Here is a 21,724-nt window from a genome sequence, read left to right on the forward strand (position 1 = left end):
TGATAAGCCCTTGATCACTGCTTGACCGCCTAGGGAAGACGCCGCGTCAGATAGGAAAGATAATGTCCAACTCCGCACATATTATGTCGAAATCAGCGGGAAATGTGCGAAGTTAAGGGTCGCGCTCAACCGACTGCCACATCCCCGACCGTCGGTGTATCTTCCACGACCCGCGATGCCCAGCCTTCGCCGTCATGGGCATATTCGACATGGCTCGCCCGGCGGAAGGCCGCACCGTCCCACACGATCACCTGCAATTCGATCTCGTTATTGCGGCGGACATGCAGCCAGTTGAAGCTTTGCGGTTCCGCGTTGCGCAGCCGGGTCGACGTCGCCGTGCCGGCCTGAATCACCAGCGCGCCGCCGCTATGCTCAACCATCTTCTGCGCGGCCTCCGCATAAGTGCGGTGGAAATGGCCGGCCAGCGCCAGATGCACCCCGGCCTCGCACGCCGCCTTGACCGCGTCGTCATGCCGGCCAACCGCCTCGCTCAGTTCGCTCCCCTTGCCGATCGGCATGGCGAACAGCGGATGATGGGTGACGAGGATGCGGGTCTTGTCCGGCGCCACCTGCGCAAAGCGGTCGCGCAGCAGGTCCATCTGGTCATGGTTGATCCGCCCATCCTTGATCGTCAGCGACCGCGCCGTGTTGATGCCGAGGATCGCCACTTCCCGATCCTCGTAGAAGGGACAGAGGTCATTGCTGATATAGCGTTTGTACCGCGCCAGCGGCCGGGCGAAGCGGCGCACCACATCATAGAGCGGCACGTCATGATTACCCGGCACCACCAGCGTCTTCAGCCCTGCGCCATGCAACCGGTTGAGCCAGGCGGCGGCCTGCCGGAACTGCTCCACCCGCGCCCGCTGGGTGAAATCGCCGCTGATGACGACCAGATCGGGTTGCCTTTCTTCCAGCCAGGCGGTGGCGGCGTCCACGATCTTGCGATCATTCGCGCCAAAATGAATGTCGGACAGATGAGCGATGCGAGCCATGGCAGAGTAACGATTGCGCGCCACAGGGTTTCCCGACGGACCCGAATCCCTTCGCTGGAGTTATTGCGGCATGGAAACGAACCCTCTTCCCAAAGACGCCATCCTTGTCGTCAACGCCCATAGCCGACGCGGGCAGGATAATTTCGCGCAGGCCAAGGAGAAACTGGAAGCCGCCGGCATCCGCCTGATCGCCACCCATGCGGTCGAAGACCCGGAGCAGATGGCTGCCACCGTCCGCGAAGCCGTGGACAGCGGCGCACCGATGGTGATCGTCGGCGGCGGGGACGGCTCCATGTCGGGCACGGTGGACGAACTGGTCGGCAAGAACTGCGTGTTCGGCGTGCTGCCGCTCGGCACCGCCAACAGTTTCGCCCGCACGCTTGGCTTGCCGCTCGACCTGGATGGCGCGGTGCAGGCGATCGCCACCGGCCAGCGTCGCCGCGTGGACCTGGGGATGATCGACCGGGATTATTTCGTGAATGCTGCCTCGCTCGGCCTTTCACCAATGATCGGGCAGACCGTGCCGCACAAGCTGAAACGCTATCTCGGGCGGATCGGTTATCTGCTCTGGGCGGTGAAATGCTCGGTCGGCTTTCGCGCCTTCCGCCTGACCATCGACGATGGCGAGAAGGAGCGGCGCATGTGGTCGACGGAGGTGCGCATCCTCAACGGCCCCTATCATGGCGGGGTCGAACTGTCCGACCATGCCGATGTCGATACCGGGGAAATCGCAATCCAGGCAGTCGTCGGCCGCAGCAAGCCGCGCCTCGCCTGGGACTGGTACGCCAAATTCTTCAAACTGCGCGACCGCGACGCCCATACCGAGGAATTTCACGGAGCATCGTTCCGGATCGACACCGTCCCGCGCCAGCGCATCTCGATCGACGGCGAAGTGCTGGCAAAGACGCCCGTAACGGTGAAGATCGCGGCCGGCGCGATCGAGGTAGCAGTGCCGAGCGGCGGCTAACGCCATCTCCGCTCATGGAGAGAGCAACAAAAAAGGGACCGGAAATCCGGCCCCTTTCCTGTTTTCGTATTCCGAAGAAACTTAGCGCTTCGAGAACTGGAAGCTGCGGCGGGCCTTGGCCTTGCCGTACTTCTTACGTTCAACGACGCGGCTGTCGCGGGTCAGGAAGCCTTCGGCCTTGACCGCGCTGCGCAGCGCCGGCTCATACTTCGACAGAGCCTGAGCGATGCCATGCTTCACGGCGCCGGCCTGACCCGACAGACCGCCGCCCTTGACGGTGGCGATCACGTCATACTGACCTTCGCGCTCGGTCACGCCGAACGGCTGGTTGATCACCAGACGCAGGGTCGGACGGGCAAAGTAGATTTCCTGATCGCGGCCGTTGACCGTGATCTTGCCGGTGCCGGGCTTGACCCACACGCGGGCCACGGCGTCCTTACGACGGCCGGTGGCGTAGGCGCGACCGAGGCTGTCGATTTCCTGATCGCGCAGCGGCGCCGAAGGCTGAACCGGAGCGGCAGGCGCTTCACCGGCTTCCACGGCGGCCGGAGCGGCAGCGACAGGGGCGTTCGCAGCGATCGCCGCGAGGTCGGACAGAGACTGGCGGTTATCGGACATTATGCACCCACCTTGTTCTTGCGGTTGCGCGACGCGAAATCGAGCACTTCGGGGTTCTGGGCTTCGTGCGGATGCTCGGCGCCACCGAAGATGCGCAGGTTGCGCATCTGCTGACGGCCCAGCGGACCACGGGGGATCATACGCTCGACGGCCTTTTCCAGGACGCGCTCGGGGAAACGGCCTTCCAGGATCTTCTGGGGCGTGGTTTCCTTGATGCCGCCGGCATAGCCGGTGTGCTTGTAATAGACCTTGTCGGTCAGCTTGCGACCGGTGAACTTCACCTTGCCGGCGTTGATGATGATGACATTGTCACCGCAATCGACGTGGGGCGTGAAGCTGGTCTTGTGCTTGCCGCGCAGGATATTCGCGACGGTCGAAGCGAGACGACCCACGACGAGGCCTTCCGCGTCGATCAGGATCCACTTCTTTTCGACCGTTGCCGGGGTCGCCGGCTTGGTGGTCTTCATCAGCGCCTTCATGGTGCCAATACTCCAGAATGAAAAATGAAACCGGGCGCCGTTGCCGACACCCGGAAGTGGGGCGCTAATGACGGGTGAGGGGCGCCAAGTCAAGAGATTCGGCCGCTTTGCTGACGGGTAAAATAATACCGTAACCTAATTAGCTGGGGTCAGCGTACGGCTTTCGGTCAGGCCCAGCGTCCCCACCGCAAGGCTGCGCTGCTGCTTTTCAACCAGCCCGGTCAGGCGCGACAGATGGTAGGTTATGCCAACCTGTATCGCCTCGCCGTTCAGTTTCTCCTCCAGATCCAGCGCGCTTGCAGTCTGTCCAGCCACCCGTAGCGTGCCTTCCACCGGCACCGGACGTCCCAGCGGCGATCCTGCCATGGTGCGCAGCCCACGCCCTTCGCCACCCGCCACATCGCTGCCCGCGAAAAGGAAGAGCGGCTGCACCTCCCCCGCCAGCAAGGCCAGCCTCCCTTCGGTCGACAGGCTGGCGAACAGCGCCTGGACGTTGGCGGCGGCCTTGTGCCTTGGGGTTTCGAGCGGGAATTTGTCCAGCATGGCATCGATGCCAGCCTGCACCTTGCCCCAGACCGTATCCAGATCGTCCGCGGCAACGATCCGCCCCTTTCCGTCCAGCCGGAACCGCACAGTCACGCCGATCAGCGGGGTCAAGGCCGCGCGATAGGGCTCGGCTCCCGCCGCTGGCGCATCGCTGTCGATGGCCCGTAACGTCACATCCAGCGTGTAGCCATCAGCGGCGGGCGCAAAGCGCAGGTCACGAGTGGCGCTGAAGACGCGCGTGACGCCTTCGACCGGCCGATGCTGCTCGATGCTGTAGCTGAGCGCCCGGTCAGTCGGCGGCGCAAAGGGAATGGCGATGGTCTGTGCAACCGCCGGCTGCACCAGCCCGACCGCAACGATGGCCAGCAAAGCCCTCAACGGCGAAACCCCACGGCATGCGCGCCCCAGGCGGCGGCGGCCACGACCAATGCACCGACCGCCTGATGCAACACCGCCAGTGGCAGAGCAATACCGCTGATGACAGTGGCGATGCCGAGCAATATCTGCGTCCCCAGTGCAGCATTGATGGCGATCGAAGCGCCAAGCTGCCCTGCCCGCTTCGCCCGCCGTGCCAGCAGGACCAGAGCCACGGCCACGACCCACGCCCACCAGCGATGCAGGAAATGGACGAGATAAGGATCACTCGACACGGTCGCCCACAGCGATCCCATCCAACTGATCCCCTCGGGCACGATATGATCGTTCATCAGCGGCCAGGTGTTGGATACATAGCCCGCGTCCAATCCTGCGGTGAACGCCCCCAGCATCAACTGCACCAGCAACAGCAGCAATACCCCCAACGCAAAGGGCGTCAGTGTCGCCGGCCGTGCCCCCCCGGATCGGGCCAGTGCGCGCAGGTCGAGCGCGGTCCAAATCAGCCCCCCCATGATAAACAGCGCCGTCAGCAGATGCACGGCAAGCCGATAATGGCTGACATCGGTCCGTACCGACAGGCCGGACTTGACCATCCACCAGCCGATCGCCCCCTGCAATCCGCCCAGCGCAAGCAGAGCGACCAGCCGGGGACCATAGCCCACCGGAATGGCGCGCCGCACCGCGAACCAGACCAGCGGCAGCGCGAAGGCGACACCAATCAGCCGCCCGAGCAGCCGGTGCAGCCATTCCCAGAAGAAGATGAACTGGAAATCCGACAGGGTCATGCCCTGACGCAGTTGCTGATATTCCGGAATCTGCTGATAGAGGCGAAATGCCTCCATCCACTGCGCATGCGTCAGCGGCGGAATGGCGCCGGTGATCGGCTTCCATTGGGTGATCGACAGGCCGGATTCGGTCAGGCGGGTAATGCCCCCCACCACCACCATGCAGAAGACAAGAAATGCCACGGCGAGCAACCAGCGGGCGATGGCGGCGGGGCGCGGAACGCGAAACGAAACAGACGCTGTCATGGCCGGTCCATGCGCCCATGCCGCCCCCTTTTCAAGCCGTCCCAATGCAACTGGGGCATGGACAAATTACCCCAGGGGCTGGCAGTGAAGGGGGAAACAAATGGCCCGACGGGCGTATCAAGACTAACTTGGTTTAATGCAGGGATTGTCCATGACCGCCGCACCGACAGGCACAGCCGCGATGATCGCTGCACAGGGGCCAGTCGGGGCTCTCACCGCTGCGCTGGACGACACATCGCCGCTTGGCCCGGTCGATGGCTGGTCGCCTACACTGGTGTCGACCGTACGCCTGATGCTGTCTTCCAAAGCGGAGATCGTGCTGTTCTGGGGTCCGGATTATTGCGCCCTCTATAATGAAACCTACGTCCCCACGATCGGTGACAAGCATCCGCGCGTATTGGGCCGGCCAGCGTCGGAAGGCTGGGCAGAGCTGTGGGACGATCTTGGCCAGTTGCTGCGATCGGTCCGGGAAACGGGCGAGACGTTCCACGCCAAGGATCGCCCCTTCTATATCGAGCGGGATGGCGGACGCGGCGAACAGGTCTTCTTCGACATCAGCTATTCACCCGTATTCGAAGCGGACGGGTCGATCGGCGGCATATTGTGCATCGTCAGCGAAACCACCGCCAGAGTCTTGGCGGAACAGGCGATGGCGGCCGATCGCAACCGGCTCTGGGCCTTGGCACGCGACCCATTCCTGATCGCCGACACCAGTGGCGTCTGGCTCGCGGTCAGTCCGGCCTGGACGGACATATTGGGTTGGACCGAAGCGGAACTGATCGGGCGGACGTCGGAATGGATGGAGCATCCCGACGATATCCGGCCGACGCGCGATCGCATCGACGACCTTGCCCATGGCGAACCGGTGCTGCGCTATGACAACCGGTTCCGAACCCGCGACGGCAACTACCGCACGTTCAGCTGGACGGCCGTACCGGAAGGCGACCTCATCTATTGCGTTGCCCGCGACGTAACCGACCATCGCGCCGACGCCCGCGCCCTTGCCGATGCCGAAGCGGCGCTTCGCCAGGCGCAGAAGATGGAAACGCTAGGCCAGTTGACCGGTGGCGTGGCCCATGACTTCAACAATCTGCTGCAAATCGTCACCGGCAATCTCGACCTGCTGCAACGCGCCCTGCCCGCCGACGACAGCCGGTTGCAACGCATGGTCGGGCGCGCTGCCGCCGGCGCCAACCGGGCAGCCATACTGACACAGCGGCTGCTCGCTTTCTCCCGTCGCCAGCCGCTCGACCCGCGCCCCACCGATCCCAATCGACTGGTCGCCGGCATGTCCGACCTGCTGCATCGGACATTGGGCGAAACCATCCGGGTGAAGACAGTCGATACGCCCCACATCTGGCCGATCGAAATCGACGTCAACCAGATGGAAAATGCGCTGCTAAACCTCGCCGTCAATGCACGGGACGCCATGCCCGACGGTGGCCAGTTGACCATCGAAGTCGCCAATTGCCCGATCGACGCCGATCAGGCCAGGCAGAATGGTGACCTGACCCCCGGCGCCTATGTGCGGATCGACGTATCGGATACGGGCGAGGGGATGGACCCGGACACCTTGGCGCAGGCGATCGAACCCTTCTTCACCACCAAGGAAGTCGGGCGCGGCACCGGCCTTGGCCTGTCGATGGTCTATGGCTTCATCAAGCAATCGGGCGGCCATATGCGCGTCCAGTCGCAACCCGGCCAGGGCACCAGCGTCCGCCTTTACCTTCCGCGCTATCATGGCAGCGTCGCCGCCAACGATGCCCAGGATATTCCAGCAACGGCACCGAAAGGCGGCGCCGAGACGATCCTGCTGTGCGAGGATGACGACAATGTTCGTGCCTATTCGCTCGAAGTGCTGCGCGACCTTGGCTATGACGTCATCGCTGCCAGCGACGGCCCGGCTGCCCTCGCCGCGCTGGAGGCGGCGGACGGCCCGGTGGACCTGCTCTTCACCGACGTGGTCCTTCCCGGCGGCATGACCGGCGCCGATCTGGGTCGCGCTGCCCGGGTGCGCCAGCCGGACCTCAAGATATTGTTCACTACCGGCTATGCTCGCGACGCCATCGTCCATCATGGCCGGCTGGATGCAGGGATCGACCTGCTGACCAAGCCCTTCAGCTATGCCGATCTGGCGACCAAGATCCGCGAGGTACTGGACAGAGCGGAGGAACGAACAGAAGGGGTAGCCTGAGGGTTCAGGCGACCACCGACTTCCAGGCCGCAACCAGATCGCGCCCGCGCTGGCCCACGGTCGCCGCGTCATCGCCCGGCTTGTAAAGGGCCCCGCCCACGCCGATACCTTCACAGCCGCCAGCCAGCCATTCGCCGATCGTGTCCGCGCCGGTGCCCCCAACGGCCCAGACGCCGACATGTCGGGGCAGCACATCCTTGACGGCTTTCACATAGGCTGCGCCCAGCCGCGCCGCCGGGAAAAGCTTGATCCGCTTCGCACCCGCCGCGATCGCGGCAAAGGCTTCGCTGGGAGTCATGAAACCGGGCAAGAGGTCCAGCCCCAGTTCGGCGCCACGCGCAATCACCGCCGGATTGGTGTTGGGCGTCACCATGATGCGTCCGCCCGCGCCATGCAGATCCTCTACCGCCTCAACGCTCAATATCGTGCCCCCGCCAATTAGCGCACGGTCACCGAACGCCGCCTGCATTGCGGCAATGCTCTTCAGTGGTTCGGGCGAATTGAACGGCACTTCCAGGATGCGGACGCCCGCCTCGACCAGCGCGGCGCTGACGTCGACCACTTCGTCCGGCGTGATGCCGCGCAGGATCGCGCAGACCGGTGGCGCACCATCGGCCAGCAATTCGTCGAGGGTCATGCCGTCACTTCTCCCATAAAACCAAGACCCGCGAGCGCGCAGGCATCACCTTCCAGCGCACGGGACGCGATCCCTCGCCCATCCAACGCCTGCGCATAGCGGGCCGAAAGTCTCTTGTCGCCGATCAGCACAACGCCATCCGCCCCGCTGAGCGTCGTGGTAATCTCCGCGATTTCGCAACCGATCAGCAGCCCGGACAAATAACCCAGCGCCCAGTCGGTCGGCCGTCCGGCGCGCAACCGCATGGAGCGCGCCGCGAACAACGACTGCAACAGCTTCGCGTCACCCGCACGCGCCAGCCCTTCGGCAAAACCGGCAGCTTCTTCGGTCGGATCGGTCCCATCGACCTTCGGCCCCAGCGTCGACTGGTCGCGCAGCAGCGCGAACAATTCGCCGGTCGGCACAGTGCGGAAAGCGCTGATCCGACCATCCTCGACCAGCGACCATTTATTGTGCGTACCCGGCAGCACGATCAGGTGCCGCCCCGTCGCCAGCGCCGGATCGCGGGCCAGCGCACCGAAAATCTGCGTCTCCTCGCCCCGCATCACATCCGGGATGCCCTCCGCATCCTCGCAGGCAAGACCCGCCATGATCGCCAGCGGCGTACCGCGCCAGTCGAACCGCACCGCCGCCTGCCGCCATGTCGCGACATCCGCCGGGCAATCGGCATAGGGTGCCTCAACCCAGCCATCGCGCGCGCCGACCATGCCGCACAGCGTGATCGACTCCGACATGCCCTCGGACAGCCAGGGCGCCAACGTATCGGCAAAGGCAGCTTCTGCAGAGCGGCCCACTGCGCCAATACCCGGCCCGTCACGACGCCCGGTAATGACCCCCTGCTCGACCCGGAACAGCCGCAGCCGACTGGTCCCCCAGTCGCCGATCACGGAGAAAGTCGTCATCGCCGCCCTCCCCGCATTTTATTTATGGTAGCGCTCACATTTCCCCGCTTCGGGTGCTTGAAATCTTATTTGTCTGAGTATATCAGGGCAGCGAGCGCGTCAACGCGCCATGCCCTATTTTTGCGTCAGGATGCCCAATGAGCGATTCGTCCAAGCCCGCCCCGAAGCTGCGCAGCCGCGCCTGGTTCGACAACCCAGACAATATCGACATGACCTCGCTCTATCTGGAGCGGTACCTGAACTTTGGCCTGAGCCTCGAAGAACTGCGCAGCGGCAAGCCGATCATCGGCATCGCCCAGACCGGCAGCGACCTGTCGCCCTGCAACCGCCATCACCTTGTGCTGGCCGAGCGCATGCGCGAGGGCATTCGCGAAATGGGCGGCATCGCACTCGAATTCCCGGTCCATCCGATTCAGGAAACCGGCAAGCGCCCGACCGCCGGCCTTGACCGCAACCTCGCCTATCTGGGTCTGGTCGAAGCCATGTATGGCTATCCGCTCGACGGCGTGATCCTGACCAGCGGTTGCGACAAGACCACCCCGGCGCTGCTGATGGCCGCCGCCACCGTCAACATCCCCGCCATCGCCCTGTCAGTCGGCCCGATGCTCAATGGCTGGCACAAGGGCGAGCGCACCGGTTCGGGCACGATCGTGTGGCATGGTCGCCAGCTGCTGGCCGCCGGCAAGATCGACGATGAAGGCTTCATCAAGCTGGTCGCCTCGTCCGCGCCTTCGACCGGCTTCTGCAACACCATGGGTACCGCCAGTACCATGAACGCGCTGGCCGAAGCGCTGGGCATGATGCTGCCCGGCAGCGCGGCGATCCCCGCCCCTTATCGCGATCGTCAGGAAGCCGCCTATCGCACCGGCAAGCGCATCGTCGAAATGGTGCATGAGGATCTCAAGCCCTCCGACATCATGACGCTCGACGCCTTCCACAACGCCATCGTCGCCAACTCGGCGATCGGCGGGTCGACCAATGCGCCGATCCATCTGGCCGCCATCGCCCGCCACATGGGCGTCGAGCTACCGCTCAAGGATTGGGAGACGGTCGGCCACAAGGTGCCGCTGCTGGTCAACATGCAGCCAGCCGGCGAATATCTGGGCGAGGATTATTACCGCGCCGGCGGCCTGCCCGCCGTCATCAGCCAGCTGATCGACCAAGGCCTGATCCGCGAAGGCGCGATGACCGTCAATGGCAAGACCATGGGCGAGAATTGCAAGGGCGTGGAGATCGAGGATGAGAAGGTCATCCGTCCGTTCAACCAGCCGCTGAAGGAAGAGGCCGGCTTCCTCGTCCTGTCGGGCAATCTGTTCGATGCCGCCGTGATGAAGACCAGCGTCATCAGCGACGAGTTCCGCATGCGCTATCTGTCGAACCCCGACGATCCCGAAGCCTTTGAAGGCCCGGCAGTCGTGTTCGATGGCCCGGAAGATTATCACCACCGCATCGACGATCCGTCGGTCGGCATCACCGCCGACACACTGATGTTCATGCGCGGCGCCGGCCCGATCGGCTATCCGGGCGCGGCCGAAGTCGTGAACATGCGTCCGCCCGCTTATCTGATCACCGAAGGCGTGTCCGCCCTGCCCTGCATCGGCGACGGTCGCCAGTCCGGTACGTCGGGCAGCCCGTCGATCCTGAACGCTTCGCCCGAAGCGGCCGCGATGGGCGGCCTTGCCCTGCTGGAAACCGGCGACCGGGTGCGCATGGACCTGAAGAAGGGCGTCGTGAACGTGCTGATTTCCGATGAGGAACTGGAAGCGCGCCGCGCGAAGCTGGTAGCCGAGGGTGGGTTCAAATATCCCGCATCGCAAACGCCGTGGCAGGAAATCCAGCGCTCGGTCGTCGGTCAGATGAACACCGGTGCCATCCTGGAAGGCGCGGAGAAATATCAGCGCATCGCTCAAACCATGGGCCTGCCTCGCGACAACCATTGATCCCGGCACTGATTCCGGCCTCGATTCGAAGCCCTGATCCTTGAAAGCATGGGGGCGGCTCGCCATCTGCGCCGCCCCCATTCTGCCAATCACCAGATCACCCATGCCGCAAGCGGCATGATCGACCAGTCATTCCGACCCCCTTCAGGAGACGACCATGTTCAACGGAGCCATCCTCATCGGCGCGAGCGAGCGCAACGGCGGCGAGCCTTTCTACGCGATCAATCCGGCGACCGGCGCAAAGGGCGATGTCGCCTTCTCCAGCGCCATGCCCGCTGAAGTCGACGAGGCCGCCGCGCTGGCCGACGCCGCGTTCGAGAGCTTCTCGACCCTGTCGCCCGACGCTCGCGCGACCTTCATGGAAACCGTGGCCGACAATATCGTCGCGATCGGCGACCTGTTGATCGAAACCGCCATGGCCGAAACCGGCCTGCCGCGCGCCCGTTTGGAAGGCGAGCGTGGCCGCACCGTGGGTCAGCTGCGCCTGTTCGCCAGCTATGTGCGCCTCGGCGACTGGCTGGACGCCACCATCGATAAGGCTCTGCCGGACCGCGCACCGCTGCCGCGCGCTGACCTGCGCCGCGTCAACCATTCGGTCGGCCCGGTCGCCGTGTTCGGCGCGTCCAACTTCCCGCTCGCCTTCTCGGTCGCGGGCGGTGACACCGCATCGGCCTTCGCCGCCGGTTCGCCCGTCGTCGTCAAGGGACACAGCGCGCACCCCGGCACCGGCGAACTGGTCGCCCGCGCCATCCAGGCGGCGGTCAAGAGCTGTGGCCTGCATGAAGGTGTCTTCTCCTACCTGCCGGGCGCCAACCGCGCCCTGGGCACCTCGCTGGTCGCCGACCATCGTATCAAGGCCGTCGGCTTCACCGGTTCGCGCGGTGGCGGCACGGCGCTGATGAAGATCGCAGCCGAACGCGCAGAGCCAATCCCGGTCTATGCCGAAATGTCGTCGATCAATCCGGTCGTCCTGCTGCCCGGCGCGCTGGCGGCAAAGGCCGAAGCGCTGGGCACCGCCTTCGTCGGTTCGCTGACCATGGGTTCGGGCCAGTTCTGCACCAACCCCGGTCTGGTCATCGCGTTGGACGGCCCGGACCTCGACACGTTCGTCGCCGCCGCCGCTACCGCCCTGTCCGGCGCCGCGCCGCAGGTCATGCTGACGCCGGGCATCCACGCCGCCTATGAACAGGGCGTTGCCGCTCTGGTCGACGCCGATGGCGTCACCACTGTCGCCCGTGGCACCGACCCGGAAGGCGTCAACCGTGGCCAGGCCGCCTTCTTCGCCACCGACAGCGCGACCTTCAAGTCGAACCCGGTCATCGCGGAGGAAGTCTTCGGTTCGTCCTCGGTCCTGATCCGTTGCTCCAGCATCGAGGAAGTCATCGCGACCATTGCCGGTCTGGAAGGCCAGCTCACCGCAACGCTGCATATTGGTGAAGGCGATGAAGGCGACGCCGCGAAGCTGCTGCCCACCCTGTCGCGCAAGGTCGGCCGCATCCTGACTAACGGCTGGCCCACCGGCGTCGAAGTGACGCATGCCATGGTCCATGGCGGCCCCTTCCCGTCGACCGCAGATGGCCGTTCGACCTCGGTCGGTACGCTGGCGATGATGCGCTTCCTGCGCCCCGTCTGCTATCAGGACGTACCTGATGCACTGCTGCCCGCCGCGTTGCAGGATGCGAACCCCTGGGGCCTGACGCGCCGAAACGAAGGCAAGCTGGAAGTGGCCGCCTGATGATCCGGGCAGGTCTCGTCGGCCTCGGCAAGATCGCGCGCGACCAGCACTTGCCCGCGATCGCAAAGATCGACGGCATCGAACTGGTCGCCGTCGCCAGCCGCAACGCGCAGGGGGAAGGGGTGAATAATTACCCCGACCTCAGCGCGATGCTGGCGGGCGAACCTGATCTGGATGCCGTCATCCTCTGCCAGCCGCCGCAGGTCCGCTATCATGCGGCCCGGCAGGCATTGCTGGCAGGCAAGCATGTGTTTCTGGAAAAGCCGCCGGGCGCGACCGTGTCCGAAGTAGAGGCGCTGACCACGCTGGCCAAGGCGCAAGGCGTGACGCTCTATGCCAGCTGGCACAGCCGCTACGCCGCCGCCGTGGCACAGGCGAAGGCGTGGATTGCCGAACGCAAGGTCGAGCGGATCGACATCCAGTGGCGCGAGGATGTCCGCCACTGGCATCCGGGGCAACCCTGGATCTGGGAAGCGGGCGGTTTCGGCGTGTTCGATCCGGGCATCAACGCCCTGTCGATCCTGACCGAAATCGTCGGCGAGCCGATCACGGTGCTGTCGGCTTCGCTGGAAGTCCCATCGAACAAACAGGCGCCGATTGGCGCGACGCTCGCAATGGCGACGGCGTCGGGCGCCACGATCGACACCGTGTTCGACTGGCGCCAGACGGGTCCGCAGACCTGGGACATCGCGGTCGAGACCGACAAGGGCAGTCTGCTCCTGTCGGAGGGCGGCAATACGCTCCGCCTCGATGGCGAAGTGCAGATGAAGGCGCCGGACGAGGAATATCCGACCATGTACCAGCGCTTTGTCGGCCTGGTATCGAACAAGGCGATCGACGCCGATACCGCGCCGCTCCGGCTGGTGGCCGATGCCTTCCTTTGCGGGCGGCATTGCCCTACGGCTGCGTTCGAGGACTAAAGCATAGGAGCAGGCATTTTGGGTAGCGGGCGCAAGATCGGATCGGAGGAAAGCGTGCTGCGCATCCATCAGACGATCGCCCGCGACCTGGGCACCGCCATATTGACCGGCAAGCATAAGCCGGGCGACCTGTTCGAGGGTGAGATCGAGGCGTCGGAACGGCTCGGCGTGTCACGCACCGCCTATCGCGAGGCCGTGCGTATCCTGATCGCCAAGGGCATGCTGGAAAGCCGCCCCAAGGCCGGCACCCGCGTCCTGCCCCGCGCGCGCTGGAACGTGCTCGATCCCGAAATGCTGGCATGGATGTTCGCAGGCGAGCCCGATGCTGGCTTCATCCGCGACCTGTTCGAATTGCGCGGCGTGATCGAACCGGCGGCCGCCGAATTTGCCGCGCGACGCCGCACCGAAGCGCAACTGGCGACGATGGAGGCGGCGCTTGCGGAAATGGGCCGTTTCGGCCTGTCCACGCCGGATGGCCGCGCCGCCGACCAGCGTTTCCATCACGCCGTCCTGGCTGCCACCCATAATGACGCGCTGGAGGCGCTGGCTAGTTCTGTGGGGGCGGCGGTCAGTTGGACCACCAAGTTCAAGCATCGCAAGAAACTGATGCCACGCGACCCCCTGCCCGACCATCGCGCCGTGTTTCAGGCGATCGCCGCTTGCGACACCGCCGCCGCCCGTAGCGCCATGGTCGAATTGCTGCGACTGGCGCTCGCCGACATGGATATCGCGATCAACGAGCCGGGGGGCTGAACGGCCCCCGCGTTTATCCCAATATGAACTCCACGCCCGCCCTGGCGTGGATGCTGGTGCAGTCGTAGATCGGCAGGACATTGGCCTTCACGTCCACGATCAACTCCAGTTCGGTGCAGGCCAGTACCACCGCCTGCACATCTTCCTTGGCGATGTCGGTCAGTTCCGACTTCATATAGCGTTCGGACTGTTTGCTGATCTTGCCGACGGTCAGTTCGTCATAGACGATGCGATCGATTCGATCGGCCAGTTCCATGTCGGCCGGGAGCAGCGATACGCCATGCGCGACGAGGCGCTGGCGGTAGAATTTCTCGGTCATCACATTGCGCGTGCCGATCAGCGCGGCTTTTTCGATCCCGTCGGCTTGCATCCGGTCGCCCACGACTTCGGCGATGTGGATGATCGGAATGCCGACTTCCGCCTGCACCTTGTCATAGACGCGGTGCATGGAGTTGGCACAGATCAGCAGGCTTTCAGCGCCCGCCTGTTCCAGCCGGCGGGCAGATGCGATCAGCTTGGCAGCGGCGGCATCCCAGTCCGCCTCCGTCTGACAGCCGGCAACCGACGCGAAGTCCAGGCTGTCGATCAGCAGCGGCGCGCTATGCTGGCCACCCAGCGCCCGGTGCACCGCCTGATTGATGATTTCATAATAGCGGGCGGTAGAGGTCCAGCTGAGGCCGCCGATCAGGCCGAGTATATGCAATGCGTGTCTCCGCTGCGCAGGAAAAGGATCAGATAGCAGCGTTACGGGAAGCGCGACCCGCTGGGCAAGGCTCTTTACGCAGCCTGTCCCGTGACCCGCGCGTGCCACCCCAGCCGCAACCCCGCCGCGCCCGCCATGCCACCGACCAGCACCATGGCGCTGTTGCCCGTCGCCAGCCCCAACGCCGTCGCCGCCCAGCCCACCCCGCTGCCGACCAGCGCCAGACCAGCCTGCGTTCGCCGGACCAGTATGAGCAGCGCGCCAAGCGCCACCAGCCCACCAAGCACGACGCCCGCAGCAAGCAACGCGCCATGTGCGGGTGTGACATGGCCTTGCCCATCCACCAGTCCAAAAGCGAAGGGATTGAGAAACAGCGCAGTGCCTGTCGCCATGCCCGCCAGTCCCAACAGACCGTAGGCAACCACAATCAACCAGGGCAGCGTGCCGGCGGCACAGCGCCGCGCCAGCGTCAGGCCGATACTGCCGCCGATCACCAGCGCGCTGGCTATCTCCGGCAGGTTGACGACATCATGGCTATAGAGCGCCGCGCCCACCGCCAGCATGCCGCCCGCCAGCGCAATCCGGTTGCCCATGCGATGCGCACGCCACCACAGCGCGCAGAAGAGCAGTCCGGCGGATGCGAGCCACATGCCCGCCACCAGCGGCGAGGGATCGACCCCATCGATGCGCGCGCCCAGCCAGGCCGGATCGAACGAGAGGCTCATGCCCTCTCCTCGTCATCCACATCCTCAATCGGTGGCCAGCGTCGTTCGGGAATACCGACAAGCAATATTGCCGCCACGCTGGCGGCAAGAACGGCGAACAGGGCGAGATAGCGGGCGGTGATGCTGCCGGATTCGGCGGCGGCGATGACGGCGCCGACCAGCATGATGGCCGGCAGTGCACCAAGACCCCCGCGCCAGAGCGGGCGATCCGGATCGGCATTTGGCCGGGCGGCAATGAAGCCGCCCGCGCAGGCCAGCAGGAACAGGGGCAGCAAAGTGAAGCCGTTCATGCCCGCGCCGCCCGGCAGGAAAATGCTATGGCGATCAGCTGGAAATCAGCAACACGACCAGCGCAGCAAGGGCAACGGAGACGATCGTGCCCCACTTCACGAAGCCGATGAAGCTCGTGTAAGTCTGGTTTGCGGCCTTCATATTGCCTTCCGACGCCATATCCTGTCCCCTTGTCCCGATGATTGTCGCCATCTCTTATCGTCTGGGCGCCATGGCCTCAACCCGCTGGCCTCAAGAAAATTCCAAGCGGTTAAGTTCGCTTTTACTCCCTGTGCTTACCATCATCCCCGGCTTTGCACATGAGGGGTTTGATGACGCGCGACGGCGTACCGATGCTGATGCTGATCGACGACGAACCGGCACAGCGGCGGCTGGTATCGGCGCTGGGCGCGCGGGCAGGATGGCGCACCATCTTTGCAGCCGACGGCGAAACCGCCATCGCTACGCTGGGCACGCAGGACGGGATGCAACTGGATGCGGTCATCCTGGACCAGTGGAGCCCGGACTATGAACCGTCCGGCCTGATCCGCGAGATTCGCAGCCGGCGCCCGGCATTGCCGATCCTGATCCTGACCGCGCATAATAATGTCGCCGTCGCCGTGGAGGCGATGCGCGCCGGTGCGACCGATTATCTGTCCAAGCCGATCGCGCCGGAACGGTTGCTCGCCGCACTCAATGCGACGCTGGCCGACGGCGCGGCCGCCGGCGAACTGCGCCCACTCACCGAAAAGATCACCGCCCCCCTCTCCTTCGAGGATGTCGTCGGCTCCGCCCCGCAATTCCGCGCGGCGCTCGCCATCGCGGCCAAGGCGGCACGCGCCCGCGTCCCCGTGCTGATCGAGGGCGAAAGCGGCGTCGGCAAGGATGTCATCGCCCGTGCCATTCATGCCGCTTCACCCCGCCACAAGCAGGCGATGGTTACGGTCAATTGCGGCGCCATTCCTGCCAATTTGGTGGAATCGGAGCTGTTCGGCCATGAACGCGGCGCCTTCACCGGCGCGTTCGACCGGCATGTCGGCAAATTCGCCAGCGCCGACATGGGCACCATCTTCCTGGACGAAGTCAGCGAAATGCCGCTGGACGCGCAGGTCAAGCTGCTGCGCGTATTGCAGGATGGCGAGGTGCAGCCGATCGGTGCACGTCGCCCGTCCCATGTCGACGTCCGCGTCATCGCCGCGACCAACAAGCGGCTGATCGAAGAGGTCGAGGCCGGGCGTTTTCGCGAGGATCTCTATTATCGGCTCAACGTCGTCCAGTTGACCGTCCCGCCGTTGCGTGAGCGGATGGGCGATATCCCTGCTTTGTCGCGTCATCTGCTCGCCCGCATCGCCACCCAGCCGGGGCTGCGCGGGCTGGGCGTCACCGACGATGCGCTGGCATTGCTGATGCAGCATGGCTGGCCGGGCAATGTCCGCCAGTTGCAGAACGCCCTCTTCCGCGCCGCCGTGCTGTGCGAGGGCGATGCGCTGACGCCACAGGATTTTCCGCAAATCGCCGCCCATATCCAGGCGGGGGCCAGCGTGCTGCCGATGCGACCGCGCGCCGCCAGCCAGCCCCATCGCGACGGCGCGGGCATCACCCTGTTCGAAGGGGACGGCCATGTTCGCCAGTTGGCAGAGATAGAGGCCGACGTCATCCGCCTCGCCATCGGCCATTATCGCGGCCGCATGACGGAAGTGGCCCGGCGGCTGGGTATCGGGCGGTCTACCCTCTATCGCAAACTGGCCGAACTGGGCATCGACAGCGCTGCTTGAACCGGTCAGCGCCGTTGGCTTGCTTGCGGCGTTGAAATATCCGCGCGGCTATGCTTTGGATCGGCCCATGAAACATCCTGCACTCGTCGCCCTTATTCCCCTCGTGCTGCTCGCTGGTTGCGGCCGGACCGAAAAGGTCGCCGACATGCCGAGCCAGGAGGAACTGGCCAACGCGGCCAATGCCGCCGCCGCCAATGCGATCGCCAATGCGCAGGCGGACGAGGTCGAGAACCGCAATTATGTGAACCAGATGCGCGGCTTTTCCGTCACCTTCCCCGAAGGCTGGACCATCGACAAGGACGCGAGCAGCGCAGATGGCGCCGTCTATCAGGACCCTGGCGCCGGCGCCGATGTCCGTGTCTTCTGGCAGAAGAATGACAATGACCAGACGCTCCAGCAGATCGTCGAGGCGGTCAGCAGCGGCGCGGAGGGGGTCGATGGCGATTTCATCGGCGAGAATGAATATCGCGGCACCGCCAATGACGGCGAAGGCAATAATGTCGCGCTGCGCCTGCTCAAGCAGCCCGATGGATCGATCGTGACCGCCACCTTCGTTTATCCCGAAATGCTGAGCGAACAATATCAGGGCGTCGCCGAGCAGACGCTGGCCAGCCTGCGGACCTTTGCTCCCAAGGCGCAAGCGGAGGCCGCTGCTTCGACGCCGGCCGACAATGGCGCCACGCCGGCCACGACGAAGCCCGCCAACTGACCCTGACGATCCGCCCCTTTGCCGCCGCCGACCAGCAGGGGGTGCTGGACCTGATCCTGTCGATCCAGCGCGACGAATATGGCATTGCCATCACCGCGCAGGATCAGCCGGACCTGACCGATATTCCGGCCTTCTATCAGAGTGGCTGCGGGGACTTCTGGGTCGCCTGTGCTGATGACCGGCTGGTCGGCACGATCGCGCTCAGGGATATCGGCGCGGGCCAGGCGGCGCTGCGCAAGATGTTCGTCGCCGCCAGCCATCGCGGCCATGCCGCCGGGGTGGCGCAAGCCTTGCTCGACAGGCTGATGGCAGAGGCACGGGACCGGGGCGTCGCGCAGATCTGGCTTGGCACCACCGACCGCTTTCTGGCCGCGCACCGCTTTTATGAGAAGAATGGCTTTGGGCTGGTGATGCCCGAGGCTTTACCCGGCAGTTTCCCCAAAATGGCCGTCGACAGCCGCTTTTATGCCATACGGATCGGCTGATCGGCCGGAGCGGGAATAGGAAAAGTGGCGCTTAACTTCGCACATTTCCCGCAAGTTTCGACATCGCGTAACAAGAGTTGGACATTTTGTTACGTTGGCCGGGCATGGTGATGCAGCAAGGCGGATTGTAGCAGCGCGGGTGGGAATAGGACAGCTTTGGGTAGAAGCACTCAGCAAGCCCCTCCCCTTCAGGGGAGGGGTTGGGGTGGGGAGCGTCGCGTCAGCGGCGCTCTACACGGAGAGATTGGAAGCTCGCTTCACTCGCACCTACCCCCTCCCTTGAAAGGGAGGGGCTAATGATGTTTACCCTCAGACCGCGCTCAGCCCCGCATCGGCGAGGCCGCGCCACAGGTGCAAGGCCTGCACACTTTCCCTGACGTCATGCACCCGCACCATCTGCGCGCCGAGTTGCGCCGCGCGGAAGGCGAGCGCGACCGATCCGCCCAGACGCTCCGCCGCTGGCGCCTCGTTCGACAGGGCACCGATCAACCGCTTGCGGCTGCCCGCGAACAGCAGGGGTACGCCGAGCGCCTGGAAGGTGGCGAGGCCGTTCACCAGCGCCAGATTGTCCGCCAGACTTTTCCCAAAGCCAACACCCGGATCGACCATGATGTTCGCCCGCGCGATGCCCGCCGCTTGCGCCGCCGCGATCCGCGCTTCCAGATGGTCGAACACGTCGGCCACGACGTCGCCATAGCCGCCGGGATTGTCATGCGGATCGTCGCCCGCCGACGGCGCATGCATCAGGATGACCGGGCAGCCGGCCTTCGCCACCACCTCCAGACTGCGCGGATCATGTGCCAGCGCGCTGACATCGTTGATGATTTTCGCGCCGGCGGCCAGCGCCGCCTCCATCACGGCGGCCTTGCGGGTGTCGACCGATACCGGCACGCCCGCCGCCGCCAGCCGCTCGATTACCGGAGCGATGCGGGCGATCTCGTCGCCTTCCCAGACCTTTGCCGCCCTGGGCCGGGTCGATTCCCCGCCAATGTCGATCAGCGCCGCGCCCGCCGCCGCCATGGCGAAGCCCACATCGGCGGCCGCCTGCGGATCGCCCACATGCTTGCCCCCGTCGGAAAAGCTGTCGGGCGTGATGTTGAGGATCGCCATCACCTGCGGCGCGTCGAAGCGGATCGTCCGGTCGCCCAGAGTGAGCGGTGCGCGTTGGGCCGAGATATTCGCCGCCAGTTGCCGGGCGCGCTGCGCCAGCGGATCGGGCAGCGCGGCGAGGGTCGCCTCGAACTCCGCCACCGGCACCGTCGCCCGCGCGATCCGGTGCGCACCGTCGAAGGCGCTCAGTTCATAGCCCTGGAACCAGATCAGCCCGTTACCCATCCGCGCCACGCTGCCATCGGGCTGGCCGATCGGGGTCGGCACGAACCATATGGGCTTTAGGTACAGGCGGGCGTGAGGGGGGAGTTCGGGAAGCAATTTCATAACTCCGTTCGGGCTGAGCTTGTCGAAGCCCTGCACTTTTCTTCAAGAGAAGGACAGCCGCCTGCGGCGTCGCTCAGGACAGGCTTCTACAGGCTCGGGGCGAACGGGAAACGATGCCTCCTTAAGGCTCGTTGGCCAGCAAATAGGTCTGGCGCAGCGTGTCGATCGCGGCCAGCTTGCCGTCCACTTCGACATGCCAGAAGGTCCAGCCATTGCAGCTGGGCGCGTCCTGAAGCGTGGCGCCCATCTTGTGAATGGAGCCGCTGTCCGTGCCGACGCTGAGCGATCCGTCCGCGCGGACGACCGCCTGCCAGCGGCGCTTGCTGTCCATCAGCACCGCGCCGGGATTGAGATAGCCGGTTTCGACCAGCGTGCCGAAGGCGACCTTGGGCTGCTGGCGCGCGGTCTGCATGATGGTGAGCGAGCTTTCGTCCAGCGGCAGCGCCGCCTCGATCCGCTCCAGCGCGACTTCGATATAGTCCGGCTCGCGCTCGATGCCGATCCATTTGCGGCCGAGACGCTTGGCGACGGCACCTGTGGTGCCGGTGCCGAAGAAGGGGTCGAGCACCACATCGCCCGGCTTGGTGCAGGCCAGCATCACGCGATAGAGCAAAGCTTCGGGCTTTTGCGTCGGATGCGCCTTGGTCCCGTTGCGCTTCAGGCGCTCCTGTCCGCCGCAGATCGGCAGCACCCAGTCGGAGCGCATCTGCAACTCGTCATTGAGCGTCTTCATCGCCTTGTAGTTGAACGTATATTTGGCGTCCTCGCCCTGGCTGGCCCAGATCAGGGTTTCGTGGGCGTTGGTAAAGCGGGTGCCCTTGAAATTGGGCATGGGGTTGGATTTGCGCCAGATGATGTCGTTCAAGATCCAGAAGCCTTCGTCCTGGAGCGCGGTGCCGACGCGGAAGATGTTGTGATAGCTGCCGATCACCCAGATCGAGCCGTTGGGCTTGAGGATGCGGCGGGCTTCGCGCAGCCACGCCTTCGTGAAGCGGTCATAGCTGCCCAGCGTGTCGAACTTGTCCCAGTCGTTGTCGACCGCGTCGACCCGGCCGCCTTCGGGACGGAACAGGTCGCCGCCCAACTGGAGATTATAGGGCGGATCGGCAAAGATCATGTCGATGCAGGCGTCGGGCAGCTTAGCCATTTCAGCGATGCAATCGCCACGCAGCAGGCGGTCGGCCTCGATCTCTACGGGCGCAATCGCCTTCTTCCGCCGCGGCGCTGCGACGCGCTCCATAACACCCATATTCGTGGCCCCCATATCGTCTTGAGGCCCAGCACTGAGTCCTCGGGAGTCCGCCGTCAAGATCAGCAGCTTAGGCACCGGGCTTCAGAAAATAGTTAACAGCCATGAGAACGAAGCGGGCACCCACAAGATATTGAGTCGGCCGAGTCGGCCCAGACTCTACATGGGGCGGTGTTGCGCAAAAGACTCTCCGCCCCCGCTCCGCTGACTTTTTTTGGTTAACGCCCGAAATCGGGCGAGTCGTCGCGCAAAACTGGACAAATTCATAACCAGATGATTATG

The 21,724-nt window shown here is 64.8% G+C and carries 22 protein-coding genes; 9 read left to right on the top strand and 13 right to left on the bottom strand.

The features are described 5' to 3' along the window. Nucleotides 1-125 precede the first annotated feature (125 nt). Nucleotides 126-992, bottom strand: a complete 867-nt coding sequence (locus ACNHGR_RS10000) for a metallophosphoesterase family protein (protein WP_475285794.1) — start codon at nucleotides 990-992, stop codon at nucleotides 126-128. A gap of 70 nt (nucleotides 993-1,062) precedes the next feature. Here ACNHGR_RS10000 and ACNHGR_RS10005 point away from each other — a divergent pair, with 70 nt between their 5' ends. Continuing rightward, nucleotides 1,063-1,959 (top strand): diacylglycerol/lipid kinase family protein, encoded by an 897-nt coding sequence (locus ACNHGR_RS10005; RefSeq protein ID WP_475285796.1) that lies wholly within the window; start codon nucleotides 1,063-1,065, stop codon nucleotides 1,957-1,959. Nucleotides 1,960-2,040: 81 nt separating this feature from the next. Here the strand turns inward: ACNHGR_RS10005 and rpsI are convergent, their stop codons facing one another. The 4 genes from rpsI to ACNHGR_RS10025 all read right to left on the bottom strand — a co-directional run bounded on the left by rpsI (nucleotide 2,041) and on the right by ACNHGR_RS10025 (nucleotide 5,008). Next, the gene (gene rpsI, locus ACNHGR_RS10010) at nucleotides 2,041-2,577 is read right to left on the bottom strand and encodes a 30S ribosomal protein S9 (RefSeq protein WP_184266907.1); all 537 of its coding nucleotides are present in this window, start codon (nucleotides 2,575-2,577) and stop codon (nucleotides 2,041-2,043) included. Further along, the gene (rplM, locus tag ACNHGR_RS10015; protein WP_184266909.1) at nucleotides 2,577-3,056 is read right to left on the bottom strand and encodes a 50S ribosomal protein L13; all 480 of its coding nucleotides are present in this window, start codon (nucleotides 3,054-3,056) and stop codon (nucleotides 2,577-2,579) included. Before rplM ends, rpsI begins: the two co-directional genes overlap by 1 nt. A 135-nt stretch (nucleotides 3,057-3,191) precedes the next feature. Then, nucleotides 3,192-3,980, bottom strand: coding sequence for a hypothetical protein (locus ACNHGR_RS10020; protein WP_475285799.1), 789 nt, complete (start codon nucleotides 3,978-3,980; stop codon nucleotides 3,192-3,194). Further along, complete coding sequence (locus ACNHGR_RS10025) at nucleotides 3,977-5,008, bottom strand: COX15/CtaA family protein (RefSeq protein ID WP_475285801.1); 1,032 nt, start codon at nucleotides 5,006-5,008, stop codon at nucleotides 3,977-3,979. Before ACNHGR_RS10025 ends, ACNHGR_RS10020 begins: the two co-directional genes overlap by 4 nt. Nucleotides 5,009-5,159: 151 nt before the next feature. Here ACNHGR_RS10025 and ACNHGR_RS10030 point away from each other — a divergent pair, with 151 nt between their 5' ends. Beyond that, the gene (locus ACNHGR_RS10030) at nucleotides 5,160-7,202 is read left to right on the top strand and encodes a hybrid sensor histidine kinase/response regulator (RefSeq protein WP_475285803.1); all 2,043 of its coding nucleotides are present in this window, start codon (nucleotides 5,160-5,162) and stop codon (nucleotides 7,200-7,202) included. A 4-nt stretch (nucleotides 7,203-7,206) separates the two neighbouring features. Here the strand turns inward: ACNHGR_RS10030 and ACNHGR_RS10035 are convergent, their stop codons facing one another. Together ACNHGR_RS10035 and ACNHGR_RS10040 are read right to left on the bottom strand one after the other, a co-directional pair. Beyond that, a complete protein-coding gene (locus ACNHGR_RS10035) occupies nucleotides 7,207-7,839 on the bottom strand; it encodes a 2-dehydro-3-deoxy-6-phosphogalactonate aldolase (protein WP_475285805.1) in 633 nt (210 codons plus the stop codon). Further along, nucleotides 7,836-8,741, bottom strand: coding sequence for a 2-dehydro-3-deoxygalactonokinase (locus ACNHGR_RS10040; RefSeq protein WP_475285807.1), 906 nt, complete (start codon nucleotides 8,739-8,741; stop codon nucleotides 7,836-7,838). Before ACNHGR_RS10040 ends, ACNHGR_RS10035 begins: the two co-directional genes overlap by 4 nt. Before the next feature lie 137 nt (nucleotides 8,742-8,878). Here ACNHGR_RS10040 and ACNHGR_RS10045 point away from each other — a divergent pair, with 137 nt between their 5' ends. From ACNHGR_RS10045 to ACNHGR_RS10060, 4 genes are all read left to right on the top strand, one after another. Further along, nucleotides 8,879-10,681 carry an IlvD/Edd family dehydratase gene (locus tag ACNHGR_RS10045; protein ID WP_475285809.1) on the top strand — a complete coding sequence of 601 codons (1,803 nt, stop codon included), beginning with the start codon at nucleotides 8,879-8,881 and terminating at the stop codon, nucleotides 10,679-10,681. A gap of 157 nt (nucleotides 10,682-10,838) precedes the next feature. Beyond that, nucleotides 10,839-12,416: an aldehyde dehydrogenase (NADP(+)) gene (locus ACNHGR_RS10050; protein ID WP_475285811.1), complete on the top strand. Its 1,578-nt coding sequence runs from the start codon at nucleotides 10,839-10,841 to the stop codon at nucleotides 12,414-12,416. Next, a complete protein-coding gene (locus ACNHGR_RS10055) occupies nucleotides 12,413-13,336 on the top strand; it encodes a Gfo/Idh/MocA family protein (protein WP_475288387.1) in 924 nt (307 codons plus the stop codon). Before ACNHGR_RS10050 ends, ACNHGR_RS10055 begins: the two co-directional genes overlap by 4 nt. A gap of 18 nt (nucleotides 13,337-13,354) precedes the next feature. Beyond that, the gene (locus ACNHGR_RS10060) at nucleotides 13,355-14,089 is read left to right on the top strand and encodes a FadR/GntR family transcriptional regulator (RefSeq protein WP_475285813.1); all 735 of its coding nucleotides are present in this window, start codon (nucleotides 13,355-13,357) and stop codon (nucleotides 14,087-14,089) included. A gap of 13 nt (nucleotides 14,090-14,102) precedes the next feature. Here ACNHGR_RS10060 and ACNHGR_RS10065 read toward each other — a convergent pair whose 3' ends face one another. The 4 genes from ACNHGR_RS10065 to ACNHGR_RS10080 all read right to left on the bottom strand — a co-directional run bounded on the left by ACNHGR_RS10065 (nucleotide 14,103) and on the right by ACNHGR_RS10080 (nucleotide 15,967). After that, nucleotides 14,103-14,792, bottom strand: coding sequence for an amino acid racemase (locus tag ACNHGR_RS10065; RefSeq protein ID WP_184266927.1), 690 nt, complete (start codon nucleotides 14,790-14,792; stop codon nucleotides 14,103-14,105). Nucleotides 14,793-14,866: 74 nt separating this feature from the next. Continuing rightward, entirely contained in the window at nucleotides 14,867-15,517 is a 651-nt protein-coding gene (locus ACNHGR_RS10070) for a Re/Si-specific NAD(P)(+) transhydrogenase subunit beta (protein WP_475285816.1), read from the bottom strand. Then, a complete protein-coding gene (locus tag ACNHGR_RS10075; protein ID WP_475285817.1) occupies nucleotides 15,514-15,807 on the bottom strand; it encodes a hypothetical protein in 294 nt (97 codons plus the stop codon). The genes ACNHGR_RS10070 and ACNHGR_RS10075 overlap by 4 nt, the downstream gene beginning before the upstream one ends. Before the next feature lie 34 nt (nucleotides 15,808-15,841). After that, nucleotides 15,842-15,967, bottom strand: a complete 126-nt coding sequence (locus ACNHGR_RS10080) for an aa3-type cytochrome c oxidase subunit IV (protein WP_184266933.1) — start codon at nucleotides 15,965-15,967, stop codon at nucleotides 15,842-15,844. A gap of 152 nt (nucleotides 15,968-16,119) precedes the next feature. On the opposite strand from ACNHGR_RS10080, the gene ACNHGR_RS10085 reads away from it, so the two are divergent. The 3 genes from ACNHGR_RS10085 (at nucleotide 16,120) to ACNHGR_RS10095 (ending at nucleotide 18,756) form a co-directional block, all read left to right on the top strand. Further along, nucleotides 16,120-17,562: a sigma-54-dependent transcriptional regulator gene (locus tag ACNHGR_RS10085; RefSeq protein WP_475285820.1), complete on the top strand. Its 1,443-nt coding sequence runs from the start codon at nucleotides 16,120-16,122 to the stop codon at nucleotides 17,560-17,562. 67 nt (nucleotides 17,563-17,629) lie between these two features. Next, a complete protein-coding gene (locus ACNHGR_RS10090; protein WP_184266937.1) occupies nucleotides 17,630-18,271 on the top strand; it encodes a hypothetical protein in 642 nt (213 codons plus the stop codon). Nucleotides 18,272-18,312: 41 nt separating this feature from the next. Further along, the gene (locus tag ACNHGR_RS10095) at nucleotides 18,313-18,756 is read left to right on the top strand and encodes a GNAT family N-acetyltransferase (RefSeq protein WP_475285822.1); all 444 of its coding nucleotides are present in this window, start codon (nucleotides 18,313-18,315) and stop codon (nucleotides 18,754-18,756) included. Nucleotides 18,757-19,065: 309 nt separating this feature from the next. Here ACNHGR_RS10095 and folP read toward each other — a convergent pair whose 3' ends face one another. Together folP and ACNHGR_RS10105 are read right to left on the bottom strand one after the other, a co-directional pair. Further along, nucleotides 19,066-20,193 carry a dihydropteroate synthase gene (gene folP / locus ACNHGR_RS10100; protein WP_475285824.1) on the bottom strand — a complete coding sequence of 376 codons (1,128 nt, stop codon included), beginning with the start codon at nucleotides 20,191-20,193 and terminating at the stop codon, nucleotides 19,066-19,068. A 121-nt stretch (nucleotides 20,194-20,314) separates the two neighbouring features. Further along, nucleotides 20,315-21,442 (bottom strand): DNA methyltransferase, encoded by a 1,128-nt coding sequence (locus ACNHGR_RS10105; RefSeq protein WP_475285826.1) that lies wholly within the window; start codon nucleotides 21,440-21,442, stop codon nucleotides 20,315-20,317. Nucleotides 21,443-21,724 lie beyond the last annotated feature (282 nt).

The organism is Sphingobium sp. RS1, from assembly GCF_056156825.1.

Excerpts from the sequence above, each read along its gene's own strand:
- folP (WP_475285824.1), bottom strand. The coding sequence starts at position 20,193 with ATGAAATTGCTTCCCGAACTCCCCCCTCACGCCCGCCTGTACCTAAAG.
- ACNHGR_RS10080 (WP_184266933.1), bottom strand. The coding sequence starts at position 15,967 with ATGGCGTCGGAAGGCAATATGAAGGCCGCAAACCAGACTTACACGAGC.
- ACNHGR_RS10025 (WP_475285801.1), bottom strand. The coding sequence starts at position 5,008 with ATGACAGCGTCTGTTTCGTTTCGCGTTCCGCGCCCCGCCGCCATCGCC.
- ACNHGR_RS10045 (WP_475285809.1), top strand. The coding sequence starts at position 8,879 with ATGAGCGATTCGTCCAAGCCCGCCCCGAAGCTGCGCAGCCGCGCCTGG.
- ACNHGR_RS10070 (WP_475285816.1), bottom strand. The coding sequence starts at position 15,517 with ATGAGCCTCTCGTTCGATCCGGCCTGGCTGGGCGCGCGCATCGATGGG.
- ACNHGR_RS10090 (WP_184266937.1), top strand. The coding sequence starts at position 17,630 with ATGAAACATCCTGCACTCGTCGCCCTTATTCCCCTCGTGCTGCTCGCT.
- ACNHGR_RS10105 (WP_475285826.1), bottom strand. The coding sequence starts at position 21,442 with ATGGGTGTTATGGAGCGCGTCGCAGCGCCGCGGCGGAAGAAGGCGATT.
- ACNHGR_RS10040 (WP_475285807.1), bottom strand. The coding sequence starts at position 8,741 with ATGACGACTTTCTCCGTGATCGGCGACTGGGGGACCAGTCGGCTGCGG.
- ACNHGR_RS10030 (WP_475285803.1), top strand. The coding sequence starts at position 5,160 with ATGACCGCCGCACCGACAGGCACAGCCGCGATGATCGCTGCACAGGGG.
- ACNHGR_RS10075 (WP_475285817.1), bottom strand. The coding sequence starts at position 15,807 with ATGAACGGCTTCACTTTGCTGCCCCTGTTCCTGCTGGCCTGCGCGGGC.
- ACNHGR_RS10050 (WP_475285811.1), top strand. The coding sequence starts at position 10,839 with ATGTTCAACGGAGCCATCCTCATCGGCGCGAGCGAGCGCAACGGCGGC.
- ACNHGR_RS10000 (WP_475285794.1), bottom strand. The coding sequence starts at position 992 with ATGGCTCGCATCGCTCATCTGTCCGACATTCATTTTGGCGCGAATGAT.
- ACNHGR_RS10005 (WP_475285796.1), top strand. The coding sequence starts at position 1,063 with ATGGAAACGAACCCTCTTCCCAAAGACGCCATCCTTGTCGTCAACGCC.
- ACNHGR_RS10085 (WP_475285820.1), top strand. The coding sequence starts at position 16,120 with ATGACGCGCGACGGCGTACCGATGCTGATGCTGATCGACGACGAACCG.
- rplM (WP_184266909.1), bottom strand. The coding sequence starts at position 3,056 with ATGAAGGCGCTGATGAAGACCACCAAGCCGGCGACCCCGGCAACGGTC.
- ACNHGR_RS10035 (WP_475285805.1), bottom strand. The coding sequence starts at position 7,839 with ATGACCCTCGACGAATTGCTGGCCGATGGTGCGCCACCGGTCTGCGCG.
- rpsI (WP_184266907.1), bottom strand. The coding sequence starts at position 2,577 with ATGTCCGATAACCGCCAGTCTCTGTCCGACCTCGCGGCGATCGCTGCG.